Annotated in this window: 23 protein-coding genes; 14 read left to right on the forward strand and 9 right to left on the reverse strand. The window is 67.9% G+C overall.

Annotated elements, in window-relative coordinates; genetic code table 11:
- Window positions 1-146: 146 nt before the first annotated feature.
- Window positions 147-887 (forward strand): hypothetical protein, encoded by a 741-nt coding sequence (locus EEJ31_RS04810; RefSeq protein ID WP_148040126.1) that lies wholly within the window; start codon window positions 147-149, stop codon window positions 885-887.
- 18 nt (window positions 888-905) lie between these two features.
- On the opposite strand, the gene EEJ31_RS04815 is transcribed toward EEJ31_RS04810, so the two are convergent.
- From EEJ31_RS04815 to EEJ31_RS14285, 4 genes are all read right to left on the reverse strand, one after another.
- Window positions 906-2,177 (reverse strand): phospholipase D-like domain-containing protein, encoded by a 1,272-nt coding sequence (locus tag EEJ31_RS04815; RefSeq protein ID WP_123045146.1) that lies wholly within the window; start codon window positions 2,175-2,177, stop codon window positions 906-908.
- 59 nt (window positions 2,178-2,236) lie between these two features.
- Window positions 2,237-2,608 (reverse strand): DUF7715 family protein, encoded by a 372-nt coding sequence (locus tag EEJ31_RS04820; protein WP_123045147.1) that lies wholly within the window; start codon window positions 2,606-2,608, stop codon window positions 2,237-2,239.
- A gap of 200 nt (window positions 2,609-2,808) precedes the next feature.
- The gene (locus EEJ31_RS04825) at window positions 2,809-3,315 is read right to left on the reverse strand and encodes a type II toxin-antitoxin system VapC family toxin (protein ID WP_199727276.1); all 507 of its coding nucleotides are present in this window, start codon (window positions 3,313-3,315) and stop codon (window positions 2,809-2,811) included.
- Window positions 3,215-3,448: a FitA-like ribbon-helix-helix domain-containing protein gene (locus tag EEJ31_RS14285; protein WP_123045149.1), complete on the reverse strand. Its 234-nt coding sequence runs from the start codon at window positions 3,446-3,448 to the stop codon at window positions 3,215-3,217. The genes EEJ31_RS04825 and EEJ31_RS14285 overlap by 101 nt, the downstream gene beginning before the upstream one ends.
- A 95-nt stretch (window positions 3,449-3,543) precedes the next feature.
- Between EEJ31_RS14285 and EEJ31_RS04835 the strand changes: the two genes are divergently transcribed.
- The gene (locus tag EEJ31_RS04835; RefSeq protein WP_123045150.1) at window positions 3,544-4,044 is read left to right on the forward strand and encodes a TspO/MBR family protein; all 501 of its coding nucleotides are present in this window, start codon (window positions 3,544-3,546) and stop codon (window positions 4,042-4,044) included.
- A gap of 4 nt (window positions 4,045-4,048) precedes the next feature.
- Here EEJ31_RS04835 and EEJ31_RS04840 read toward each other — a convergent pair whose 3' ends face one another.
- The gene (locus EEJ31_RS04840; RefSeq protein WP_158603900.1) at window positions 4,049-5,413 is read right to left on the reverse strand and encodes a protein kinase domain-containing protein; all 1,365 of its coding nucleotides are present in this window, start codon (window positions 5,411-5,413) and stop codon (window positions 4,049-4,051) included.
- A 191-nt stretch (window positions 5,414-5,604) separates the two neighbouring features.
- Between EEJ31_RS04840 and EEJ31_RS04845 the strand changes: the two genes are divergently transcribed.
- From EEJ31_RS04845 to EEJ31_RS04865, 5 genes are all read left to right on the forward strand, one after another.
- Window positions 5,605-6,678: a 2-keto-3-deoxygluconate permease gene (locus EEJ31_RS04845; protein ID WP_233563737.1), complete on the forward strand. Its 1,074-nt coding sequence runs from the start codon at window positions 5,605-5,607 to the stop codon at window positions 6,676-6,678.
- A 2-nt stretch (window positions 6,679-6,680) separates the two neighbouring features.
- Complete coding sequence (locus EEJ31_RS04850) at window positions 6,681-8,012, forward strand: four-carbon acid sugar kinase family protein (protein WP_123045153.1); 1,332 nt, start codon at window positions 6,681-6,683, stop codon at window positions 8,010-8,012.
- 2 nt (window positions 8,013-8,014) lie between these two features.
- Entirely contained in the window at window positions 8,015-9,040 is a 1,026-nt protein-coding gene (gene pdxA, locus EEJ31_RS04855) for a 4-hydroxythreonine-4-phosphate dehydrogenase PdxA (RefSeq protein ID WP_123045154.1), read from the forward strand.
- A 53-nt stretch (window positions 9,041-9,093) separates the two neighbouring features.
- Window positions 9,094-10,011 (forward strand): GntR family transcriptional regulator, encoded by a 918-nt coding sequence (locus EEJ31_RS04860; RefSeq protein ID WP_199727277.1) that lies wholly within the window; start codon window positions 9,094-9,096, stop codon window positions 10,009-10,011.
- 135 nt (window positions 10,012-10,146) lie between these two features.
- Window positions 10,147-11,061, forward strand: coding sequence for a hypothetical protein (locus EEJ31_RS04865; protein WP_148040127.1), 915 nt, complete (start codon window positions 10,147-10,149; stop codon window positions 11,059-11,061).
- A 114-nt stretch (window positions 11,062-11,175) separates the two neighbouring features.
- Here EEJ31_RS04865 and EEJ31_RS04870 read toward each other — a convergent pair whose 3' ends face one another.
- Complete coding sequence (locus EEJ31_RS04870; RefSeq protein ID WP_233563738.1) at window positions 11,176-12,195, reverse strand: LacI family DNA-binding transcriptional regulator; 1,020 nt, start codon at window positions 12,193-12,195, stop codon at window positions 11,176-11,178.
- 171 nt (window positions 12,196-12,366) lie between these two features.
- On the opposite strand from EEJ31_RS04870, the gene EEJ31_RS04875 reads away from it, so the two are divergent.
- The 6 genes from EEJ31_RS04875 (at window position 12,367) to EEJ31_RS04900 (ending at window position 18,322) form a co-directional block, all read left to right on the forward strand.
- Entirely contained in the window at window positions 12,367-13,671 is a 1,305-nt protein-coding gene (locus EEJ31_RS04875) for a sugar ABC transporter substrate-binding protein (RefSeq protein WP_158603901.1), read from the forward strand.
- A 38-nt stretch (window positions 13,672-13,709) separates the two neighbouring features.
- On the forward strand, window positions 13,710-14,675 hold the full coding sequence (locus EEJ31_RS04880) for a carbohydrate ABC transporter permease (RefSeq protein ID WP_123045157.1): 966 nt from the start codon (window positions 13,710-13,712) through the stop codon (window positions 14,673-14,675).
- Window positions 14,675-15,568, forward strand: a complete 894-nt coding sequence (locus EEJ31_RS04885; RefSeq protein WP_123045158.1) for a carbohydrate ABC transporter permease — start codon at window positions 14,675-14,677, stop codon at window positions 15,566-15,568. The genes EEJ31_RS04880 and EEJ31_RS04885 overlap by 1 nt, the downstream gene beginning before the upstream one ends.
- Window positions 15,569-15,627: 59 nt before the next feature.
- On the forward strand, window positions 15,628-17,559 hold the full coding sequence (locus tag EEJ31_RS04890; protein ID WP_123045159.1) for a glycoside hydrolase family 127 protein: 1,932 nt from the start codon (window positions 15,628-15,630) through the stop codon (window positions 17,557-17,559).
- Window positions 17,560-17,666: 107 nt separating this feature from the next.
- Window positions 17,667-17,909: a FitA-like ribbon-helix-helix domain-containing protein gene (locus tag EEJ31_RS04895; protein ID WP_123045197.1), complete on the forward strand. Its 243-nt coding sequence runs from the start codon at window positions 17,667-17,669 to the stop codon at window positions 17,907-17,909.
- Entirely contained in the window at window positions 17,906-18,322 is a 417-nt protein-coding gene (locus tag EEJ31_RS04900) for a type II toxin-antitoxin system VapC family toxin (protein WP_123045160.1), read from the forward strand. Before EEJ31_RS04895 ends, EEJ31_RS04900 begins: the two co-directional genes overlap by 4 nt.
- Window positions 18,323-18,412: 90 nt before the next feature.
- On the opposite strand, the gene EEJ31_RS04905 is transcribed toward EEJ31_RS04900, so the two are convergent.
- A complete protein-coding gene (locus tag EEJ31_RS04905) occupies window positions 18,413-19,351 on the reverse strand; it encodes a ThiF family adenylyltransferase (protein ID WP_123045161.1) in 939 nt (312 codons plus the stop codon).
- Complete coding sequence (locus EEJ31_RS04910) at window positions 19,351-20,121, reverse strand: N-acyl amino acid synthase FeeM domain-containing protein (protein WP_123045162.1); 771 nt, start codon at window positions 20,119-20,121, stop codon at window positions 19,351-19,353. Before EEJ31_RS04910 ends, EEJ31_RS04905 begins: the two co-directional genes overlap by 1 nt.
- 207 nt (window positions 20,122-20,328) lie before the next feature.
- Between EEJ31_RS04910 and EEJ31_RS04915 the strand changes: the two genes are divergently transcribed.
- The gene (locus EEJ31_RS04915) at window positions 20,329-21,174 is read left to right on the forward strand and encodes a hypothetical protein (RefSeq protein ID WP_123045163.1); all 846 of its coding nucleotides are present in this window, start codon (window positions 20,329-20,331) and stop codon (window positions 21,172-21,174) included.
- A gap of 4 nt (window positions 21,175-21,178) precedes the next feature.
- Here EEJ31_RS04915 and EEJ31_RS04920 read toward each other — a convergent pair whose 3' ends face one another.
- Window positions 21,179-23,503: an EAL domain-containing protein gene (locus tag EEJ31_RS04920; protein WP_148040128.1), complete on the reverse strand. Its 2,325-nt coding sequence runs from the start codon at window positions 23,501-23,503 to the stop codon at window positions 21,179-21,181.
- Between the last annotated feature and the right edge of the window lie 5 nt (window positions 23,504-23,508).

Raw genomic sequence — 23,508 nt, forward strand, 5'->3', positions numbered from 1 at the left:
CGAGGCCGCCCCGGGTAAGAATTTCCGGAGTTGGCGACCGGGCGCGGGCCGAGAAGCGCTCGGGGAGGGCGCCGCACGGCCCGGGAGCTTGGAATAATGGGGAGGGGCTCGCTGACCGGCGGGCCGCGAGGCCGGCCAGGAGCAGAATGTCGAGAAACACGCAAGACGCACGGATGTCGTGGCTGCCGTTCACCCTGGCGGTGGTCAGCCTCGCGGGCAGCGTGCTGTTCGTCCTCATGTTCCTCCTCGAGGTGCCCAACAACGGCCCATACCGGCTCGGCAGCGCCTACGAGGTGGTCGCCGCGATCGGGAGTGTGCTCGGCGCCGTGCTGGTCGTGGAGCTCAGCCGCACGGCCTCCCGTTCGCCTGTGGCCTGGGGCCTGGTCATCCTGCTGGCCGCGGCGCTCATCCTCAACGCCATCTCCGCGCTGCTCTTCGTCTGGCACGGCATCGACCCGGGCCTCTCGATCCTCGGCTCCGCGGTCGTGCTCCTGCTGCAGGGCGTCTGGATGTTCTGGGTCAACCGGCGCCTGGCGCAGGAGGGCGTGTTCGGGCGGCTCCTCGCCACCTGGGGCTGGCTCATCGGCGCCGGCCTCGTCGTGGGCCTGCTGCTGGCCGGCATCGGCCTGACCTTGCCGCAACTGTCGATCCCGCAGCTGTTGTTCCTCGCGCCCGGCATCTTCCTCGCCGGCGGGGTGTGGGCCGTCTGGCCGGTCTGGTATGTGCTGCTCGGCGTCCGCCTGCTCCGCGGTGCCGCGCCTGCCAAGCGCCCGGCGAAACGCCCGGCGACAGCGAAGCGCCCGGCGACGTCCAAGCGCTCAGAGCCGGTCAAGCGCGGCACGGCGACGGATGCTGCGGCCAAGCCCCGGGGACGCCGAAAGGCCTAGCGAGTGGCCGGCTGCGGCCTACAGCAGCGGTCGCAGCGGCGCGAGCACGGCCTCGCTGAACCGCGCCGCCACATGGCGTGATCCCCATTCCTTCAGTGTGAGCTCGCGGCAGTTGGAGCTGTCGATCTCGAAGATCCGCTCCAAATCACCGGCGAGGTCGGTGTCGTAGATCTCCATGCCGATCTCGTAGTTTCCGGTGAGGCTCAGCCGGTCGAGGTTCGCCGTTCCCACGATCGACCATTCACCGTCGATGGTGGCCGTCTTGGCATGGATCATGGCGTTCTCGTAAAGCAGGAGCGAGACATCCGCTTTCAGCAGGTCGGTGTAGAAGCCGCGCGATAGCCAGTCGGCGAGCACGTGGTTGGACGTCTCGGGGATGAGCACGCGCACGTCGACACCGCGCCTGGCGGCGGCGAGGATGGCGTCGAGGATCTGCTGGTCGGGGATGAAGTACGGCGTGGTGATGAAGATGTGCCGGCTGGCGCGATTGATGGCGTCGAGGTAGACGCCGCGCGTGGGAAAGACCAGATTGGAAGGGATGTTGTTGACCGCTCGGATTCGCGGCTCCCAGAAGTTTGCGGAAATCTCCGGCAGGATCGCCCGGGTCGCCCGCCCCCATCCGGTCTTGCGGTTGCTGTTCCACATGTTCGCGAAGGCCTGCCGAAGGTCCCACACCGAGGGGCCCATGATCTTCAGGTGCGTGTCGCGCCACTGCGTCGCGTAGAGCGAACCGATGTTGTAGCCGCCGACGAAGCCGACGCGGTCGTCGACGACGAGCACCTTGCGGTGGTCGAAACCGGTGCCGCGCACATTGGTGAACAGGATCGACGCCCGGAACACCGGGAAGCGCAGCACGTGCACCGACGGGTGGAAGTCGTAGAACGCCGGCGGCACGACGAGGTTGGCGAAGCCGTCGTAGATCACGTAGACGTCGACGCCGCGCCGGGCGGCGCCGTTCACCGCGTCGAGGAACTTCTGCCCGACCTCGTCGTTCTTCCAGATGTAGGTCTCAAGCAGCACGAGATGTTCGGCTGTCTCGATCTCGTGCAGCATGTCGCGGTAGAGGTCTTCCCCGAAGGTGTACAGCCGCATGTCCGCCCGAGCGACCTGGCTCTGGAACGTTCCCGGGTGCGGGAAGCGCGTGCGCTTGACGCGCCGATGACGGGTGACGGTATCGATGGTGACCAGGGTCGCGATCACGGTCGCCTGCACGGCGAAGAACGCGAGGATGCCGCGCTTGACGAGCGTGAACAAGAGATGCTTGAGGCGGTGCACGGCGTGCTGGCTCATGTGCAAAACCCTAGTCGGGATGCGGCGGAGCGGTCAGGGGAGGTCTCGTGTTTGCCTCGTCACGATTGCTGCCTCTGGCGCGGTGCGAAGCGCGTCTGGTGCCGCTCGATGACCGTGCCCGTCGGCCAGCGCATCGCCAACTTCCAGGCTGCGCGTGCGCATTCGAGGGCGCAGTCACTGCAGACGCCCTTGAGGGCGAGGCCGTCGCAGACGGCCTCCTGGTACTCCTTCAGTCGCATCGGCAGGTCGGCCACCACCGCGGTCGTCGTGAGTTCGCCGGTTGCGACGCCGCGGAAGGCGATCGAGCACTCGCAGTCCCACTCGCCGTCATCGGCCACGCCCGTGCAGGGTCCGGCGTCGAAGACGAGCTCGCCTTCGATCGTTCGCGAGAAGTCACCCTCACGCGAGCCCTGCGTCTTCCTCGTTGCCACCAATACTTTCATTCGGTCCTCCTCAGTTGAGATGAGACCGGCACAGCACGCAGGATAAACGCACCCACCGACATCGCGACCGCGAGGTGTGACGAGCACCGCGGTGGGAGACCGGGAGAAGCAGGTTCGTCCGCTGCTTCCTGTCCGCGACCTGGCCAGCCAGCACTCACGGGTAGGAGCTGAGCTCGGCACCAGCGGGTTCAGAGGACCTCGATGGCGCACAAGGGGCCTGGCGCGCCGGCGATCCGCCTGTCCCGGGTGAGCAGGGTTGCCTGGGTCTGTTCGGCGAGAGCGACGTAGGCGGCGTCGTAGCTGGACAGATTGCTTCCCAGGTGCCAGGCGCGTTCGGCAAGAACTTCCCAGGGCCACAACTGGATCGGCAGTTCCAGGAACGCGCTGTGCGCCAGCACCGCCTCGGCGTCTGACAGCAAGCCGGCGTTGCGCCGCCGTCGAAGTACGTTGGCCACCTCGAATGGAAGGACGGCGGGCGCCAGCAAGGTGGCGTGTCGCAGCCGTGTGGCAATGGCATCGCCGATCTGGCTGGGATCGATGATGAGCGAGACAGCAGCGGATGCGTCGACGACGATCAGCTCGTCGGCGCGCGGACTATCGGCGGTCCGCATCGAGGTCCGCCATGAGGTCGGGTTGGTCGACTGGCGGATAATGAGCGGCGCGAGCGCGGATTCGCGCCAGCGCCTCAGGGACACTGGGTCGGGCAGCGATAGCGCGAAGCTCGCCGCTCAGATACTCCTGCAACGACTGACCAGCTCGAGCGGCTCGCGCGGCGAGCTCATCACGGACATCGGCGGGAACCGCGCGGATAGTAATGGAAACGGACATGACGCTATTTTAGCAGCGGTGCATGCACATTGCAGGTTGCCAGATGCGGAAGGCGTACTGTGTGCCACGAAACGCTTAGACCGGAGGCAGACACCATGTTCCTGAAGTCCCTCGTCGTCACCGGCACCCTCACTGCCGCGGCCGCCACTGCCGGCTCGCTCGCGACAACCGGCGCCGTGAAGAGCCGCTGGTATCAGACGCTCCGCAAGCCAGCGATCCAGCCCCCGCCCGCGGCGTTCCCCGTGGTCTGGTCGACGCTCTATGCCGATATCGCCTTGGCATCGGCATCCGTTCTGGCCGACGGCGCGAAGCTGGCGACGGATGCTCCGACACCAGCCGAGAACCCGGCGCGCGGCTATCTCGGGGCGCTGGCGGTGAACCTTGCCCTCAACGCCGCCTGGTCGTGGTGCTTCTTCCGCATGCGCAATCTGCCGCTGTCTGTCGGCGTCGCGGGCGGCCTCGCGCTCAGCAGCGTCGGCCTCGCGCGGCGGGCCGGACGCGTGAAGCCGGCCCTCGGTTGGCTGCTCGCGCCGTACGCCGCCTGGTGCGCGTTCGCGACCGTGCTCTCCGCGCGCGTGGCCGCACTGAACAAGTGACGCCTCAGGCCTCCGTGATGCGGATGCCTTCCCGGCGCAGCTCCAGCTGCGCGACGACCAGCGCCGCGATGTCCTCCAGGTTGGCGATGTCGTCCTCGCTCGCGGTTCCCGGCACGATGCCGAGCACGCTGAGGGTGCCGATCGTGCGCCCGTCCGAGTGCTTCAGGGGCACGCCGACATAGAAACGGATGCCGAGGGGCCCGGTCACGAGGGGGCTGTCCTTCGCGCGCGGGTCGGTGCGGCCGTCCTCGATCACGATGACGTCGTCGAGGGGAACGATCGAGGAGGAGACGTCCACCTGCCGGGCGATGTCCTCCACCTCGTGCCCGTAGTACGACTTGAGCCAGAGCCGGTCGTTGTCCACCACGCTCACCACGGCGATGGGCGCAGAGAACAGCCGAGCGGCCAGCGCCGTGGCGCGCTGCAGTGCCTGGTCGGGGATGGCCTCCAGGATGTCCGGTGCGGGCGGGGCCGGCTGTAGCACGCCGTCCTTGATGAACAGCGGTTCGGTCGGCTCGCGGTGCCGGGCGCTGTCGCTCACCACGATCTGCCGTAGCGCGCCGACGAGTTCGCTCCGCACCGGCCGCTCCGCGGGGTTGCGGGCGGTCATCGCGGTGAGGAGTCGGCGCCAGTGGCCGGGCAGATCCTCGGGGATGACGGGGTCGCGGGTGAGTCGGGCCATGGCGGATGCGATCACCTGGCCGGGAAACTCGACGCTGCGGGTGAAGCATTCCAGGAGCACCAGCCCCAGCGCGTAGACATCGGTGGCCGGCCCCACCTCATCGCCCATGGCCTGCTCAGGGCTGAGGTACGCGGCGGTGCCCGTCGTCAGGCCCTGCGCCGTCATCCGCTCGATGTCTTCGGAGAGGGCGATGCCGAAGTCGGTGAGCTTGGCGTGGGCGCGCTGCGTGTCGTGGCCGTAGTCCACGAGCAGGATGTTGGACGGCTTGACGTCGCGGTGGATCACATTGTGCGCGTGGATGTAGTCCAGCGCCTCGGCCATGGCATAGCCGATCTCGCCGACGTGGCGGGCACCGAGCGGCCCCTGCGCCAGGCGTTGCTGAATCGTCGGGCCGTTCACGAGGGCCATGACGAGGTAGCGGGACTCGCGGCCGCGGCGGTCGGTGTCGGTGCCGGCGTCGAAGAGGTGCACGAGGCTGTGGTGGTCGAGGCTTGCCAGCACGGCGAGCTCGCTCTCCTGGCGGGGGAGGTCGGCCTTGGCCGGGTGGAAGAGCTTCACGGCGACCGGCCGGCCGAGGGCTTCGTCCCGGGCGCGGTACACGGTGGACATGCCGCCGTATCCGATCGGCTCCTCAAGGGCATAGCGACCGCCAAGCACCCTGGCGGCAACGCCAACCGTGTCAGACACCCTCGCCACCGCTCTCCGGGCTGGTTGTGCACCCATCGCAAATATAACCCGGGGAACAGGGGCACGCGCGCGCGTGCCCGCGCCAGGAGCGCGACACGGTTTGACCTCGGGGCACCGCTCGTCTTATTGTCAGTACATTGAGTACGTACATAGAGCGGGCAGTGATGCCCTTCAATCAAAGGAGATTCGAAGTGACAGCTGAGTTGCAGGTCAAGAGCAAGGTTCCCCTGTTCGACGGTATGAACCGCATCCCGGGCGGACTGATGCTGATCCCGCTGATTCTGGGCTCCATCATCGGCACCTTCTTCCCCGGGTTCCTCGAGCTCGGGAACTTCACCACCGCGCTGTTCAAGGACAGCGCGCTTCCGCTCATCGGGCTCCTGATCTTCGCCACCGGCATGCAGATCACCCTCCGCACGTCGGGGCCGGTCCTGGCCACGTCGGGTGTGCTGCTTCTCTGCAAGTCGCTGATCCCGGCCGGTGTCGTCGTGCTGATCGGCCAGCTGACCGGCCTGGACGGCATCCTGGGCGTCTCGATCCTCGCCCTCATCGCCACGATGGACAACAGCAACGGCGGCCTGTGGCTGGCCTTCACCGGTCGCTACGGCGACGCCCGTGACCGCGGCGCGTACATCGCATCCGCTGTCAACGACGGCCCGTTCTTCTCCATGCTCTTCCTCGGCGCCGCCGGCCTCGCCGACATCCCCTTCACCCTCCTGCTCGCGGCGGTCATCCCGCTGCTGGCCGGTGTGATCGTCGGCAACCTCGACGCGAAGTGGACCGAGGTCATGCGCCCGGTCCCGAACATGGTCATCCCGTTCTTCGCCTTCGCGCTCGGCACCGGCATCAACCTGCAGAACGTCATCACGGGCGGCCTTTCCGGGCTCCTCGTCGGCGTGGTCGCGACGCTGTTCACCGGCGTTCTCGCCTACCTCGGCTACCGCTTCCTGCTGCGCCGCGGCAAGGAGTCCGGCATCGGCATCGCTTCGGCCACCACGGCCGGCAACGCCATCGCCACGCCCGCCATCATCGGTGCGGCCGACCCCTCCTTCGCCCCGTACGTGGAGATCGCCACCGCCCAGGTCGCCTCGGCCGTGCTCGTCACCGCCGTGTTCGCCCCGCTGCTGGCCGCCTGGGTGCTCAAGCGCCAGGGCGGACTCTCCGACGACCCCGACCGCGAGGCGGCAGAGCCGGCACCCACCCGCCGCTCCGGCCGGATCGAAGCGGGCGACCCTGTTGTGACCGACGCGCCCGTAGGCCGCTGAGAATGGCGAACGGGGCAGCGGATGCGGCGCCCGGCGTGAGCGTCGGAATCGTCGCCGACGACCTCACCGGGGCGAACGACTCCGCTGTCCAGTTCGCCACCAGGGGATGGGCCACGAGTCTCGTCCTCGTCGACGGTCCCCTCGACGCCCGCACGCCGGGGTCGGTGCTCGCGCTCGTGAGCGACGCGCGCGCCCAGGGTGCCCGGGCTGCGACGGCGAGCACGACCGAGTGCGTCGCCCGCCTGCGGGACGCCGGCGCGGCCCGGCTGTTCCTCAAGATCGACTCCACCATGCGCGGTTCGGTCGCCGAGCAGGTTGGCGGCGCCCTCGACGCCTGGCGCAGGGCTCACCCCGACGCTTTCGCTCTCGTCTGCCCCGCCTATCCGGCGATGGGACGCACGGTGGAAGCCGGCCGCCTGCTCGTCAACGGCGCCGGCGTCGAAACCACCGCCTTCGGGCGCGACCCGGTCACGCCGGTGCCCACCAGCGACATGGCGCTCCTGCTGCCCGGCAGCACCGGCATCGTGATCGGCACCGACGGGGTCGACAGCCTCGTCCACCGCATCGCCGACGCGGTGGCGGGCGGCAGCCGCGTGATCGTCGTGAACGCCTCGACCGCGGCAGACCTGGCGTCGATAGCGGATGCCGCGGACCGCTTCGGCCCGCGCTGCGTGCCTGTCGGGTCGGCCGGCCTCGCCGTCGCCATGTCCACGGTCTGGGGCGGAAGCGGTGACTCCGTGGCCTCCGCCTTCCGGCCGGCTGCCGCACGCCGGGTGGCCGTCGTGGTCAGCTCCCTGCACGACATGTCGCGGGAGCAGTTCGCCCGCCTGCGGTCGTCGCTGCCGGCCGACGGCATCCGTCTTCTCGAACCGCCACTCGAGGCGGCGCTCGACCCGCGCACCATCGCCGGCTGGGCTGCGCAGCAGCTGGCGGCGCCCGCCCGGCTGCCCGAGGTCGTGGTGATTCGGTCGCCGGATGTCCGTCCCGCCCCGGCGATCGACGATTCAGACCGGGAGAGGGCGGCGGTGGCCATCGCCAGCTCGCTCGCCGTCATCACCGAAGCCGTCTTCGACCACGCGCAGGTCGATGCGCTGGTGCTCATGGGCGGCGAAGGCGCACGCGCCGTACTCGACCGCTTCGGTGCCCAGTCGATCCGCGTGACGTCCGCGATCCGCGAGGGCATTCCCATCGGCCTGGTCGAAGGCGGGCGCGCCGACCGGCTCACCGTCGTGACGAAGGCCGGCGGTTTCGGCACACCCGATTCGCTGGCCGAGATCGTGCCCGAACTCCTTGAGACACCCGACTTCCCGAACGCCAAACCAGGAGAGAACTGACCATGACGCTTCCCAGACTCGCGCTCACCCTCGGTGACGTGGCCGGCATCGGCCCGGAGATCACCGCCAAGTCGTTGCTCGGGCACGATGACGTTCGCACCCGCTGCATCCCCATCGTCGTCGGAGACGAGGCGGCGATGCGCCGCGGTGTCAGCAACGTGGGCGGCGACCCCGACCAGGTGCGCGTGATCGAGAAGCCTGCCGACGCCCAGAACATCCGGGGCACGATCGAGCTGCTGCAGACCGGGCCGTCCCTCGCGAACGTGGCGCTCGGTCAGCTGAGCCCCGAGGCCGGCGACGGCGCCTACCGGTTCGTCGTCGAGGCGTGCCGGCTTGCCCGCGAGGGTGAGGTCGACGGCATCGTCACCGCGCCGCTGAACAAGGCCGCCATGCACGCCGGCGGCCACAACTGGCCCGGCCACACCGAGCTTCTGGCCCACGAATTCGGCGTGAAGAACTTCTCGCTGGTGCTCTCCGCCGGCGACCTCTACTTCTTCCACCTCACCACGCACGTGTCGATGCGCCAGGCGATCGAGAACATCACCTTCGAGCGCACCCTCAACGTGTTGAACCTCGCCGGCGCGTTCGCCCGGTCGATGGGCACGCCGAACGAGCGCATCGGACTCGCCGGCCTCAATCCGCACGCGGGGGAGAACCGGCTTTTCGGCAACGAAGACGCCGACATCCTCGCGCCGGCCGTGAAGGCCGCGCAGGAGCAGGGCCTCAACGTCGTGGGTCCGCTGCCCGGTGATGCCCTGATCCCCGCCGCGGTGCGCGGCAAGTACAAGCTGGTCGTCGTGTGCTACCACGACCAGGGACACGCGCCGTTCAAGGCCGTCTACGGCGACGACGGCGTGAACATCACCGTCGGGCTGCCCGTGGTGCGGGTGTCGGTCGACCACGGCACCGCCTTCGACATCGCCGGCAAGGGCATCGCCCGCGAGGCGAGCCTGGTGCTGTCGCTCGAGCGGGCCGCCCAACTCGCCCCCGGGTGGGAACACGTCTGGCGCACCGCCCAGGAGATGTGAGCGCACACCGGCGCCGCACCTGAGGAGGCCCGTGCGATGGTTAGGATGAGCCCGTGTGGCTGAATGACGTGGCGGACGGCGCCCTCGACGGATCCAGCCGCACGCCCCTGCACGCGCAGCTCGCCGCGATCCTGCGCGGTCGCATCGCCGACACCTCCCTGCCGCCCGGCTCCGCGCTTCCCACCGAGGCCGAGCTCCAGGAGCAGTTCGGCATTTCCCGCTCCGTCGTGCGGCAGGCGCTGCTGGCCCTCACCGCCGAGGGTCTGATCACCCGCGGCCGGGGTCGCGGAAGTGTCGTCGCGCCACGCGGCGAACACCACCGCCTGGTGCAACGCACTGCCGGGCTCTCCGCCCAGATCGCCACCGAGGGCGAGGTCTCGACGACCGAAATCGTCGACCTCGGCCCGGAGCGCAATTCGCGAGCGGAAGCCCAACTCGGGGTGAGCCGGGTGCTCGCGCTGCGACGCATCCGCTCGGTCGCGGGCGAGCCCATCGCGCTCATCCACACCTGGCTGCCGCTGCCACTGGCGGCGGCTCTGACCGCGGATGAGCTGACGGATGCGTCGCTCCACGCCGTCATGAGGGAGAAGCTCGGCGTCGTGGTCACGTCGGGCCGCCGCCAGGTGCGTGCCGTCGCGGCGATGCCGGTCGTGGCCCGCGCCCTCGGAACCGCCGAGGGCGCTCCCGTGCTGCTTCTCGAGGGCACGAGCGTCGACGCCGACGGGCGCCCGGTCGAGGTGTTCTCCACGTGGCACCGAGCCGACCGGGTGATCTTCGACATCGACGTGGTCGATGACGGCGCAGCCGGAAGCCTGCCCGTTGCGGCTTCGGGGGAGACCTATCCGTCGGGGCCGGACGCAACGCCGTCGCACGCGTCCTGCTCCGAGGGTCACAACGACTTGGCCGCGCGCGCTCGGGCTCTCGCCGCCGAACTCAGCGCGCTCTCCGCCGAGCTCGAGCGACGGCAGTAGTTCGGGCAAATGCGTCGTCGGTGGCGCGCAACCGACGCGATCCTAACCTGAGGAACGCTCCGGCCGACAGTGAGGGGCAGCGGCGACTGCGCCGACGGCATCCGTTGCCGATGATCTGGGGGAGGCGCCGTGTCGATGCGCAGGATTCTGCTCGGGGCGGCGCTCGCTGTCTCGCTCGTGCTGACGCCGCTGGTCGCGCCGGCCGCGGCCCACGCGGCCACGACGAACCTCACCGCCGGCACGGCGCCCGGACCGGGCAGCTACACCTACCGGGGAACGGGCGCGCTCGCCGGTCACAGCGTCAAGGTCTGGTACAACGTTCCGTCGAGAAGTCTCGGTGCCCTGAAGAACGCGAAGATCCACTTCGTGATGCACGGCATGAGCCGCACCGCGGAGAGCTACCGCAACACCTGGATCCCGTTGCTGGCGAAGAAGAACGTGCTGCTGATCACTCCGGAGTTCTCCGCCAGCCAGTTTCCCGGCTCGCGCACCTACAACCAGGGTTCGGTGCTCGACAGCCACGGCCGGCTGCAGCCGCGAGCGGCGTGGAGCTTCAGCATGATCGAGGCGGTCTTCGACGACGTGGTGAAGCGCGTGCACAGCACGCAGAAGAACTACACGATCTTCGGGCATTCCGCCGGGGGCCAGTTCGTGGAGCGATTCGTGGAGCTGATGCCGAAGGCGCGCGTGCGTCAGGCCGTGGCGGCGAACCCGGGCTGGCACACCATGCCCGATCCCGCCGCGGCTTACCCGTACGGGCTGAAGAACCTGCCGACCGGCCGGGCCGACCTCAACGTCGCGTTCACGCGCAACTTCACCCTCCTGCTCGGGGCGGACGACATCGACCCGAATGCGGCGGACCTGCAGCGTGACAGCAAGACCGACACGCAGGGCATCACCCGGCTGGCGCGTGGCCTGAAGTTCTACGCGGCCGCCCGCACGTACGCCGGCCTCAGCCGGCCCTTCAACTGGAAGCTCGGGGTGATCCCCGGCGTCGGCCACTCCCACAAGGGCGCCGCGACGGCTGCCGCGCCGTTGCTGTTCCCGTAGGGGCTCACGCTCCAGGGAACCGCGTTGTGAATGCAGGGACCCGCATCGGGTTCGACGAAATCCGTCCTGTTTTCAGTGCAGCAGCGTCGATTCGTCCTGTTCTCGCTGCGGAGCTCAGGTCGTCTCGCGCACGACCACGCGACAGGGGAGTTCTTCCGTGCCCGGCGTCGCCGTGCCCTCGATCGCCTCGAACAGCCGCCGGGCCGCGGTGCGGCCGAGCACCTCGAGGTTCATGTCGACGCTCGAGAGGTGCGGGCGGGCACCGGAGGTGAAAACCTCCCAGTTGTCGAATCCCATGACGGCCACCCGGGTCGGCACATCCCAGCCGGCGTCGCGCAACGTGTCGAGGGCACCCCGGGCGATCTGGTCGTTGCCGCACAGGATGCCGTCGGTCTCCGGATGCTCCTCCAGCAGCCGGGCGGTCGCTGTCCGTCCCCACTCCTCCGACCAGGTCCCGTACCGGGCCTCCCCGCCCACGAGCTCGATGCCGGCATCGTCGAGAACGGATGTGATGCCCCGCGTTCGGTCCTGCGCCGCGGCGTAATCGACGTCGCCGGTGATGTGCGCGATGTGCCGGCGACCCCGGCTGACCAGGTGCCGCGCGGCATCCGCCCCGGCCTGTACGTTGTCGGGAACCAGGGAGATGTCGTTCGGGTCGGTGGAGGGGCCGTAGGCGTACACGACCGGCACGGGGAGGTCACCGAGCGAGGGGCGGGAATTGGTGGTGCTGCCCACGACGATGAGACCGTCGACCCGGCGCCCGAGCAGGGCCTGCAGGTGGTACTGCTCCCGGATGGAGTCGCCCCGGGCATCGCAGAGGAACACCGACATCTTGCCGGTGCCGAACGCGTCCTCCGCACCCATGAGGATCGGGATGCTGAAGCGTCCGTCGAGGTCGCCGGTGATCAGGCCCACGGTTCCGGTCTGCCCGGCCAGGAGCCCCTGCGCGAGCGTGTTGGGCGTGAAGGAGAGCAGGCGCGCGGCCTCGAGAACGCGGGTTCGGGTCTCGGGATGCACGTGGTTGCGGCCGTTGAGAGCTTTCGACGCTGTCGCGACCGAGACGTCCGCCAGGCGGGCGACGTCGCGCAGGGTGGGGTTCTTCACCCGGCCCCCGCGCTCTTGCAGCTCCGTCACTTCCGTCTCCTATCACGTTTCGGTTTCGTCCCAGCATAGGTGCTTGACGCTCCAAAATAGGTGGTGCTACATTCAGGAAAACCTTTTCGGATTCTTTCGGAATGGTGAAGCGCGGCGGGCACCACGATGACCGTGCTCTGCAATCAACGACGATTAGAGACAGGAACTGACATGAAACTCATCGGCCACCGCTCCTCGAACCGGGGCGGCAGACGAGGTGCGATATTGGCCGCGGGTGCAGTCCTCGCGGCCAGTGCCCTGGCGCTGACCGGCTGCACTCCCACCTCCAGTGGCTCGTCGAACAACAGCTCGTCGGACTCCGGGGGAGACAAGACCATCACGGTCTGGCACTACTTCAGTGACCCGAACCAGGTCAAGGTCATGACCGACTACAAAGACCTCTTCGAGAAGAACAACGACGGCGTAACGGTCGAGAACGTCTACGTGCCGTACGACCAGCTGAACTCCAAGCTCATCTCCGCCGTCGGAGCGAAAACCGGACCCGACGTTGTCGTGTTCAATGGTGCGGATGCCAGCACACTCGCCCTCGGCGGCGCCCTCGCCCCGATGGACGACCAGTGGAACTCCTTCGCTGACAAGGGCCAGTTCCCCGACTCGGTGGTACACAAGCTCGACGGCAAGACCTATGCCGTGCAGGGTTACGTGAACCTGCTCGGCCTCTGGTACAACGCCGACATCCTCGACGAGATCGGCGTCACCCCGCCGAAGACAATGGATGAGCTGAACGCCGCACTCAAGAAGGCCGTCGACGCCGGTCACGGCGGCATCACCCTCTCCGGGCTGCCGCAGTCCCAGGGCGAGTGGCAGGCGTACCCGTGGCTGTCCAGCACCGGCTTCAGCTACGACAACCCGGATGCCGGCAAGCTCGAGCAGGCGTTCGACATGATCAAATCGTGGACCGACAGCGGCGCACTCACCCGCCAGGCCGTCACCTGGGACCAGACCGTGCCGTTCCAGACCTTCGCGGCCGGTGATGTGGCGTTCGCTGAGAACGGCAACTGGCAGATCGGCACCGCCAAGTCGACGGCGAAGTTCAACTATGGCGTCGTGCCGCTTCCCGTCGGATCCGAGGGCAAGGTGTACCTCGGCGGCGAGGGTGAGGGGATCGGCGCGTTCAGCAAGAACCCCGACCTAGCCTGGAAGTACCTTGAGGAGACCTACTACAGCCCCGAGGGCCAGCTCATCGCCCTGAACGACGTGGGAAGCCTCCCGGCCCGCACCGACGCCGCAAGTGACACGTCGATCAGCAGCGACCCGCTGCTGGCCGCCTTCGCCACCACGATCGCCGAAAACGGCGCCAGCTACCCCGCTGACGCCGTGCCTCCGGCGAGCGTCGCCGACCAGCAGCTCGCGGTCGGGCAGGTGTGGAGCGCGGTCATCGGTGGGCAGACCGCTCCGGCCGATGCGGCCACGAAGCTGGTCACCCAGCTGCAGCCGCTCCTCGAGAAGAAGTAACCGCATCCGGTCGATGACGAATCTGAGTGAGGTGAACCATGACCGTTGAGACGTCGTCGACCCTGTCGCCGGCGACCAGGCGGGCCGCAACCCGGCCCGCCTGGCCCGCAGGCACGCGCAAGCGCCGCTCGCCCTCGGGCAACCGCAAGAAGCTGGCGTTCATCCTGCCCGCCGCGATCTTCCTGGCCCTGTTCTCGTTCTACCCGATGGTGCAGCTGCTGCGCATGAGTGTCAGCACCGTCAATTCCTCGACGCTGAACAGCGCGTGGGACTTCGTGGGCCTGGCGAACTTCGCGAAGGGCGTGCAGCAGGGCGATCTCGGCATCGCCTTCGGCAACACGGCCATCTTCGTGGTCGTCGTCACCGTGCTCGGCCTGCTCGGCGGGCTGGTGGCCGCGATCCTCCTCGCGGCATCCACCCGCATGTCGGCGTTCGTGCTGGGGCTGATGGTGTTCATCTGGGCGCTCCCGCCGGTCGTCAACGGCAGCGTGTGGAAGTTCCTCCTCGGCGACACCGGGCTGATCAACGCCATGCTCGGCGGTGTCGGCCTCACTCAGCACGCCGTCCCCTTCCTCTATGACGAGCATTTCGCGCTCATGTCTGTGGCAATCGTGAACTCCTGGGCCGTCATCCCGTTCAACGCGCTGGTCTTCCGCGCCGCGATCCTCGGCATCCCGGCCGAGACGTTCGAGGCTGCCCGCATCGACGGCGCCAATCGGTGGCAGGAGATCCGGCACATGATCGTGCCGGCCGTGCGGCCCACCACGCTGGTGCTGACCGTGCTCACGGTCGTCTACGCGTTCCGCTCCTTCGACTTCATCTACGTGATGACCTACGGCGGCCCCGGCACCGCCACGAACACCCTCCCGTTCCTGAGCTACCTGCAGGCATTCGTGCGCTACGACTTCGGGCTCGGAGCCGCGACTGCGGTCATCTCCGTGCTCCTGGTGCTGGTGCTCGCCTTCATCTACGCCCGCAGCATCCGCAGTGAGGAGGCCCACTGATGAGCATCCCCGCCATTGCGCCCACGATTACGCATGACGACGCAACGGATGCCGCAGGCCGGCCCGCGCGCCGCCGCCGTCGCCGGTTCGAACCCGTCGCCGGGCCGCTTCGTCTCGTGCTGTTTCTCATCTACGCCGTGCCGATCTTCTGGATCATCCTCACCTCGCTGAAGAGCCCCGGCGATGTGATCTCGTCGCAGGCATCCGTTGTGTTCACGCCCACCCTCAACGCCTACATCGAGGCGCTCGGCAACGCAGGGCTGTTCACCGCGCTCCAGCAGTCGATCGTGATTGCGGCAGGAACGACCGCGCTCACGCTCGCCATCGCGATCCCGGCCGGCTACGGGCTCGCCCGCGTCGATAGCCGCGTCACGACGATCGGACTCGGCCTGCTCATCGTCTTACAGATGGTGCCGCAAACGGCCAACGTCATCCCGCTGTTCCAGATCTTCGGCGCCTGGGGGCTGCTGAACCAGAACCTCGGCGTCATCATCGCCGACACGGCGCTGCTGATCCCGTTCGCGGTGCTGCTGCTGCGGCCGTTCTTCCGGGCCGTCCCCGATGCGCTCGAGGAGGCCGCCTCGATCGACGGCGCTTCCACGCTTCGTACCTTCTTCTCGGTGATGCTGCCCGTGGCCCGCAACGGCGTGGCCACGACCGGAACGCTGATCTTCCTCCTGTCGTGGGGCGAATTCCTCTATGCCGTGAACTTCTTCCTCTCGCCCGGCAATTACCCGCTGTCAGCGCTCCTGGCGCAGCAGGTGTCGGCGTTCGGCATCAACTGGCCCGGCCTGATGGCGCTCGCCGTCATCACCTCGGTGCCGATCCTGATCCTCTTCGTCTGTACCTACCGGCTGCTGCGCGAGGGGCTCACCCTCGGCGCCGTCAAGTGACCGGTCTTCCTCGCACTCCTTCCTTCTCCTCAGAACCTTCGTCAGAAACCGAGGCACCCATGACTTCGACCACCGAACCCGTCACCGCCGCACACGGCCGTCCCGTCGCCCCCAGCCACGGCGCGCTCCGCCCGCTGGGCCTCGACGACGTGAGCATCGAGGGCGGCTTCTGGGGCGATCGCCAAGAGCTGAACGCCACCGCCATCATCGAGCACAGCGAGCACTGGGTCGAGCGGATGGGCTGGGTCGCGAACTTCGACGCCGCCGTCGAGGGCCGGCTGGCCGCCGACCGTCGCGGCCGTGAGTTCTCCGACGCGGACGTCTACAAGGTCATGGAAGCCATGGCGTGGGAGATCGGCCGCACGGGCAACCGGGAGATGGATGCCCGCCTGCAGGCCTTGGTCACTCGGATCGCCCCCGTGCAGGAGGCCGACGGATACCTCAACACCAAGTTCGGCCGCCCTGGCCAAGAGCCCCGGTACACGGACCTGCAGTGGGGGCACGAACTGTACTGCTACGGCCACCTGTTACAGGCCGCCATCGCCCGCGGGCGCACGAAAGGTGACGACCTGTTGGTGGAGACCGCCCGTCGCGCGGCCGACCACGTCTGTGACGTGTTCGGGCCGGGTGGTATCGAGTCGGTCGACGGGCACCCTGAAATCGAGACGGCGCTCGTGGAGTTCGCCCGGTACACGGGGGAGCAGCGATACCTCGAGCAGGCGCGCCTGTTCGTCGAGCGGCGCGGGCACGGCGTGCTCGGCGACATCGAATTCGGTCGCAGCTACTTCCAGGACGACGTGCCGGTGCGCGAGGCATCCGTCATGGAAGGCCACGCCGTGCGGGCCATGTACCTGGCGGCCGGTGCCGTCGACGTGGCCGTCGAAACGGATGACTCGCAGCTGCTGGACGCCGTCATCCGCCAGCTGGCCACCACCGTCGCCCGCCGCACCTACATCACCGGCGGCATGGGAGCGCACCACGAGGGGGAGTCTTTCGGGTCGGACTTCGAGCTGCCGAGCGACCGGGCCTACTCCGAGACCTGCGCCGGCGTCGGCTCGATCATGCTCAACTACCGGCTCCTGCTGGCGACGGGGGAGGCAAAGTACGCCGACCTGATCGAGCGCACCCTCTTCAACGTCGTGGCCGCCTCGCCCGCCGCCGACGGCGAGGCATTCTTCTACACGAATACGCTCCACCAGCGGGAGCCGGGCACGGTGCCCTCCGACGACGAGGCCAGCCCGCGGGCCTCGTCGAGCCTGCGCGCGCCCTGGTTCGAGGTGTCGTGCTGCCCGCCGAACGTTGCACGCACCTTCGCCTCCCTCGACGCCTACGTCGCCACCTCTGATGCGCAGGGATTGCAACTGCACCAGTACGCGGAGGGCACGGTGCGCGCCGCCATTGACGCGGGAACCGTCGCCGTGCGAGTGGCGACGCGGTACCCGGCTGACGGGCTCATCACCGTCGAAGTCACCGAGACCGTGGGGAAGGAGTGGACCCTCTCACTGCGCGTTCCGGGCTGGGCCGCTTCAGGCGCCGAGCTGACCGTGGCCGGGGAGACGCAGGCTGTGTCGCCCGGCACCGTGACGGTGCACCGCGCCTTCGAAGTCGGCGACGTCGTCACACTGTCGCTGCCCGTCGCCGCACGGTGGACGGCTCCCGACCCCCGCATCGACGCGCTCCGCGGTCAGCTGGCGGTGGAACGCGGTCCAGTCGTGCTCTGCCTCGAATCGACGGACGCGCCGACCATCGCTTCCGTCAATGACGCCCGGGTCGTCCCCGAGCTCGACGACGACAACGGACACGTCACCGTCGGCGTGCGGCCGCTCGCTCCGGTCGACGAATCGTGGCCGTTCGGGGCAACGGGGGCGACGCTCGCGGCGGATGCCGAGCGAGTCACGCTTGTTCCCTACTACTCCTGGGCGAACCGCGGCCCGTCGACGATGCGGGTGTGGCTTCCCGTCGCGGGGGCGGACTCCGTGGTGCCCGGCTGAGTACGTGCCGTAGGCCGTCGCTCGATGCTCCGGGAGCGCGGTTGCTGGCCCGGGCGGCGTGCATGCAATGCATGCATTGGCTACAATGGTGGATAGAGGTGAGCCACATGCCCATGCTGACGGTCCGGAATCTTGATCCAGAAGTTCACGCCAGGTTGCGCGAGCGCGCTGCCTTGCACGGCCGCTCCATGGAGGCAGAAGCACGGGCTGTGCTGGCAGAATCCGTTCTAGGGGATGCAGAGCCGGTCAACCTGGCTGCCGCTGTTCGCAAGCATTTCGCGGAGGCGCATGTTGAACTTGACCTTCCTGACCGCACCGCGCTTCAGCGACCCATTGAGCTAGCCGAATGATCATCGTCGACACCAACGTGTTCTCCGCGCTGATGTCCGACGACGCGAAGCGGTTGGAACCATGGCTCGCCACGGTATCCGGCCCCGAACTCTTCACCACGGCGATCACCCGCGCTGAGATCAGGTATGGAATCGAGCGGTTGCCGCGCGGCCGTCGTCAGGTTGGTTTGCGTGAACGGGCTGACCTGCTCTTCAGCGAGATCGACGAGCGCATCCTGGTCTTCGACTCGGCAGCTGCCGACCGGTATGGAGTTCTTGTTGCGAGCCGCGAACGAGCGGGTCGGCCCATTTCCGTTCCCGACGCACAGGTCGCGAGCATTGCACTCGTCCATCGCGCCATGATCGCCACGCGAAACGTCCGCGATTTCGCCGACACAGGAGTGACTATCGTGAACCCGTTTGAGTCGAACTGACGGGTTCTGCCGGCTTCCGGGCACGATCTTGTCGTACGTCACGACAGGTCGGTCTTCTCCTCATCGTGGTGCAGCGAGCGAGTGCGAGCTTCAGGAACTGCGGCGGGCGATGTCGGCGACCGTGTAACTGCCGAGCGGATTCATCCCGAGCTGCTGCCGGCCTGCGGTCAGCAGCAAGTGGCGCCAGTGGGAGAACGGGCCGGCCCGCAGAGTGCGCGTGCGCAGCGTGTATGCGTCGGTGTAGGCCACGCGAGGTGCCCAGACGGGCGAGCGGCGGCGGTTCGACACCTTCGCGGTCAGGTGCAGGAACGCCTGGGCGCTGCCGATCGCGGAGGCGAGGTCGACGCCGATCGAGATCGATGGCAGCGACGCCGGCGGCGCACCGTTCTCGCCCTGCACGGCCGTCAGCGAGCGGAGGTCCGTGTACGCGGGAATGTAGGGAAGGCAGCGGGAGAGATCGACTCCGGCTGCGGCGATCTCCGCGAGCGGTGTCGCAGGGGTGAAACCCATGAACCGTTCAAAGGTCCACGTCGACGCGGGGGCGAACGACGTGACCTGGGCGGCGAATCCCACATTCATCACGAGGAGGTCGGGAATTCCCTGCCTCCTCGCCTGGCGCGCGATGAGGGTTCCGATCTCCGGCCTCGTCAGTTCCGACTCGTCGAGCACGAGTGATGCCCCGTCCATGAACGACTCGATGTTGTCCTCGGTGACACCGGAGTGGAAGGTCTCGACCTCGGCGTGGGGATTGATGTCGAGAACGCGCTCGCGGAACACCTCCGCCTTGTCCCGGCCGATCGACGACGTGGTCGCTCCCGCGACGCGATTGACGTTCTCCGGCTCGAAGACCTCCGGATCGGCGATGCTGAACCGCGCGACGCCCATCCTGGCGAGCTTCAGCCCCAACTGAAAGCCATCTCCGCCGACACCGGCGATCGCGACGCGCGCCGCCATGAGTGCGCGCTGTTCGTCCTCGTTCCAGAATCCGTAATTGCGCGAGAATTCCGGCGAGGATGCGGTTCTCGCCATCAGACGACGCTCGAGACGCGGGAACGCTCGGGCACGCGTCCGACGTAGGTCATGTCCGGCTCCGCAGCGCGGTAGCGATCAATGAATCCGCCGTTTCGAGCGTTCACCCGCTCCATGGATGTGGGGATGTCGATCTCGACCGGCACGTTGTAGTCGAGGTAATGCTCGACGTATCGCACCTCGCCGATGCGGTCGATGGCGATGGCGGCCTTCAGATGGCGCTCGAGCCAGGGCTCGATGATGGCGAACGTGCGTTCCAGGTCGTGGTTCGCGATGTACGCAAGCATGAGCGCAAAGAGATGCCACTGCACCAGATCTTGCAGGGCGGCCCTCTCGTGGCGCGCGATCACGCGCGAGACTTCGACGCTCGTGCCCGTGAGGTCGCCGTGGGCGAAGGCGTCGGGGCAGAAGCTCTCAATCGGAAGGGGCCGTTCGCCTCGCCGCAGGATGAGTCGGGCCACGCCGACCACCCGCACCCCCGATTCGTGGTTCTCGAACACACCGAAGGTGACCGAGCGTGCGTCGTCGGCATCGCGATCGGTGCCATCCTCGTGGATCTCGCTCGCAGACAACTGGCCGGTTTGATCGACGTAGACCTTTCTGCGCAACTGAAAGTGGGCCGCGTACTCCGCCGCGAGGCCGGTGATCGGCACACCGTTGACGGCGAGAACGCCGCAGGCCATCCGCGCCCCTGGCTCCTCAGAGAAGAGGGCAGAGTCGATGACAGGAATCACCTCGTGGTTTGAGACCGTGCGATCAACGTGAGACAACGCCGTGATCCTCCTGGATTCCGCAGATACCACCGCTCCTACAGATGGCTCATGCATCCGCGCGGGTCGTGAGCTTGAACGCTCCCCGACGCCCCATTCTGCCCTACCGAGTCATGGCGCCTTGGCAGCGACCTGCGCCTCCGCCCGGCCGACGCGAATTGCTAGCATGTACCATGTACCGACGACGACCTGGCGATTGGGGCGACGATGCCGGGAGGCAAGTGGAACCTGACGGCGAGCCTGCGGCCCCGACCGGGTCTCGACGGCGTGCGCGCCAAGGTTCTGCACAGCGCGACCGAGCACGTGGAGTCGGTCGGTCTCTCGCTTGGCGTTGACGAGGCGCTCATCGAGAAGCTCACAACGGATGCGGGGGTCACCACCGCACAATTCGCCCAGATCTGGCCAACGCGCGACGCCTTCCTCACCGATCTGTTGTGCGAACTGGCCAACCAGGCGCAGATCGACCGGGCAGACTCCGAGACGCTGCTGTCTACCTGGCAGTACCTCAGCATGCGCGTCGACGACTTCCACTCGATCGAGGGGCGCCGCAGGGTTCTGATCGACGTCACCCGTTCCGCCGCGGAGTACAACTTCGACGCGGTCACCGCTTCAAGCAAGTGGCGAACCTATGCCGCGCTTTCCGTGACGATCTTGTCGTGGCCGGAAGGCGATGCGAGGACGCGGGTGCTCGATGCGCTTCGAGCCAGCGAGCTGTCCTTCGTCGAGACGATGGAGAGCTTCTACCGCAACGTGCTGCCGACGATCGGTTACCGACTCAAGCCTGTGTTCAAGAACGACTACCAGCCGTTTGTGGTGGCCGCAGCATCCGTCATCGAGGGACTGGGCATCGTCCGCACCACCGTTCCCGCCCTCGTGGAGGCTCATTTCGACCTACCCGTCGAGAACGGCGTCGAAGCCTGGTCGGTTGCGTCCCTCGCGTTCATGGGCGTTGTCGATGCCTTCATCGAGCCCGACCCGGCGTTCGTGCCCGAGGAAGGCATCGAACGGCTCAGTGGCGGCATCGACGTGACGCCGCAGTCGCAGTCCGACTGAATCCTCAGTCGAGCTCAGCGCGGGTGCCCCACCGCCGGAGGCGGTCCACCGTGCGAGCGAACGAGAGCGGCCTGCCGTAGTAGTAGCCCTGCGCGCTGCGCACGCCGAGCTCGACGATGACATCGACCATGCTGTGGGTCTCGATGCCTTCGACGACCGTCGTGAAGCCCAGGTTGTCGCCGAAGCCCTGCAGGGCCTTGATGACCTCGCGTTGACGCACATCGTCGAGGTCGTCGATAAGCCCCTTGTCGATCTTGAGGATGTCCATCGGAATGCGCACGAGGGCGCCCACCGATGAGTCGTCGGAGCCGTAGTCGTCGAGGGCGATGGTGACGCCCGCTTGCTGCATGAGCTCGGCCTCACGCCGCAGGTCGGCGGTGACAGAGCGAAGCGAGTGCTCGTTGAGCTCGATGCAGAGCGAGAGATCGGGATGCGCGCGGGCGGCGTCGCGGATGAACGGCCCGAGCTCAGTCTCGCTGATCTGGCCCAATTCGATGTTCACGGTGATACAGCGGATGCCCGGCTCCAGCCGGTGGAATTCCTCGGCCGCGTGGAGTGCCTTCGTGACCACCTGCCTCGTGAGCTCGTTCATCAGGCCGAGACTCTTGGCCCGCGCTACGAGCGATGGCGGCGAGATGGGACCGAGCTCCGGGTCGACGTAGCGCACGAGCGCCTCGAACGCCCAGATCGTGCCCTCGTCGATGTTCACGATCGGTTGGAACGCGAGACCGAGCCTGTTGTCGCGGATCGCCCTCGCCACGATGTCGTTCGTGCGGGTGGAGCGGTGCGCGGCGATGCTCACGCTGCTGCGCTCGCCGCGGCCGCCGTGGTGACGCGAACGCTTGACCTGCAGCATGGCGCGGTCGGCATCCACTACGAGGGTCTGCGCATCGAGCTCGCGATGGCTCGAGAACGCGAGGCCCGCGCTCACGGCCGGGCGCAGGTCATGGCCATCGATAACGAGCGGCTGGCTCACCTCCGCGACGATGCGTTCGGCGGATTCCTTCGCGTGCGCGAGCGACACCAGGTCAGCGAGGATGACGACGAATTCGTCGCCGCCGATCCGCGACACGAAGTCTCCGCCGCCCGACGCCGCCTGCAACCGGTCGGCGACGGTCCGCAGCAGCTCGTCTCCCGCATGGTGCCCGCGGTTGTCGTTGATCTTCTTGAAATCGTCGAGGTCGATGAACAGCACCGCGATGCCCTCGTGGTACGGGCGGTTCTCGTTGGCCTCGACGAGTGCTTCTTGGAAGGCCCTGTAGTTGGGCAGGTTCGTGAGGGGGTCGGTGTTCGCCCGCTGCTCGAGGGTGTCGACGTTGTGCCGGATGCGTGCGGCCTCGCTCGCAATATGAGCGAGGGCGACGAGCGCGCGCTCGTCGCCCGGAGCGAAGGGCGCCTTGCCCCGCTTGCGGGACGCGATCACGTACTGTTCGACGCCGGGCGTGAGGCTCACCGCCGCGCCGATCTCGTTCTGCTCGGGCGCTCGACCACGGAGCTCCACGTCGTTGGCCTCCACGATGGACAGCGCCCGGCTCGTGAGTGCGGCGGCGAGGCCGCCGCCGGTGTCGTCGCGTGGCAGGTCGATGGCCGCATCCACGATCGCGCTCAGCCGGCGCTCCATGCTCATGAACCGCGTGCGCTGGGCGACCGCGTAGAACAGCAGCGCCGTCAGCAGCAGCACGAGCGGTGTGAGGCGCGCATCCGGATCGAGCCCGGGGATGACCGACGAGCCGACGTATGTGACGAGCGTGGCCGCGACGGTGGCCACGAGAACGACGAACCCGACGCGGTAGGGGCTGAGTGCGGAGAGTCCGAATCGACGGTCCAGCCCCCAGCGGCCCCGCTGGCGGGTGAACTCGCCCAACAGGAACAGTGTGTAGAAGACGGCGGTCGCGATGAGGAAGCTCAGCAGCAGCGGGACGCCCAGGGTCGCCAGGCCCGACTGCACCGCCACGAAAACGAAGGCGACCGCGGAGCTCAGTCCCGCCCAGTACAGGGCTTGCGGGAGGTTGCGTCCCGCGATCGTCTGAGAGATGACCAGGCCGACCGCCCAGATGGGTACACCCAGCCCGGGGGACCCTTCCTCGGGTTGGATCGCCAGCATCGTGATGGCCACGCCCAGGAGCGGAAGGCCGGGAACGCGACCCACGTGCATCCGGAACGGACCGCAAATTATCACGCTAGCGATCAAGGTCAGCGCGAGCGCCCACGAGGTCGGCGTCGAACCGAGCAATTGATAGATGCCGTAGGCCATGAGGCCGAGGGCGAAGACGACAAAAGGCGCTCCGAAGACGATGTCCCACGTCGTCGCACCCTTATGTCTGGGCACGGATC

It is taken from the genome of Cryobacterium tepidiphilum, assembly GCF_003716325.1.
Classification (GTDB): domain Bacteria; phylum Actinomycetota; class Actinomycetes; order Actinomycetales; family Microbacteriaceae; genus Cryobacterium; species Cryobacterium tepidiphilum.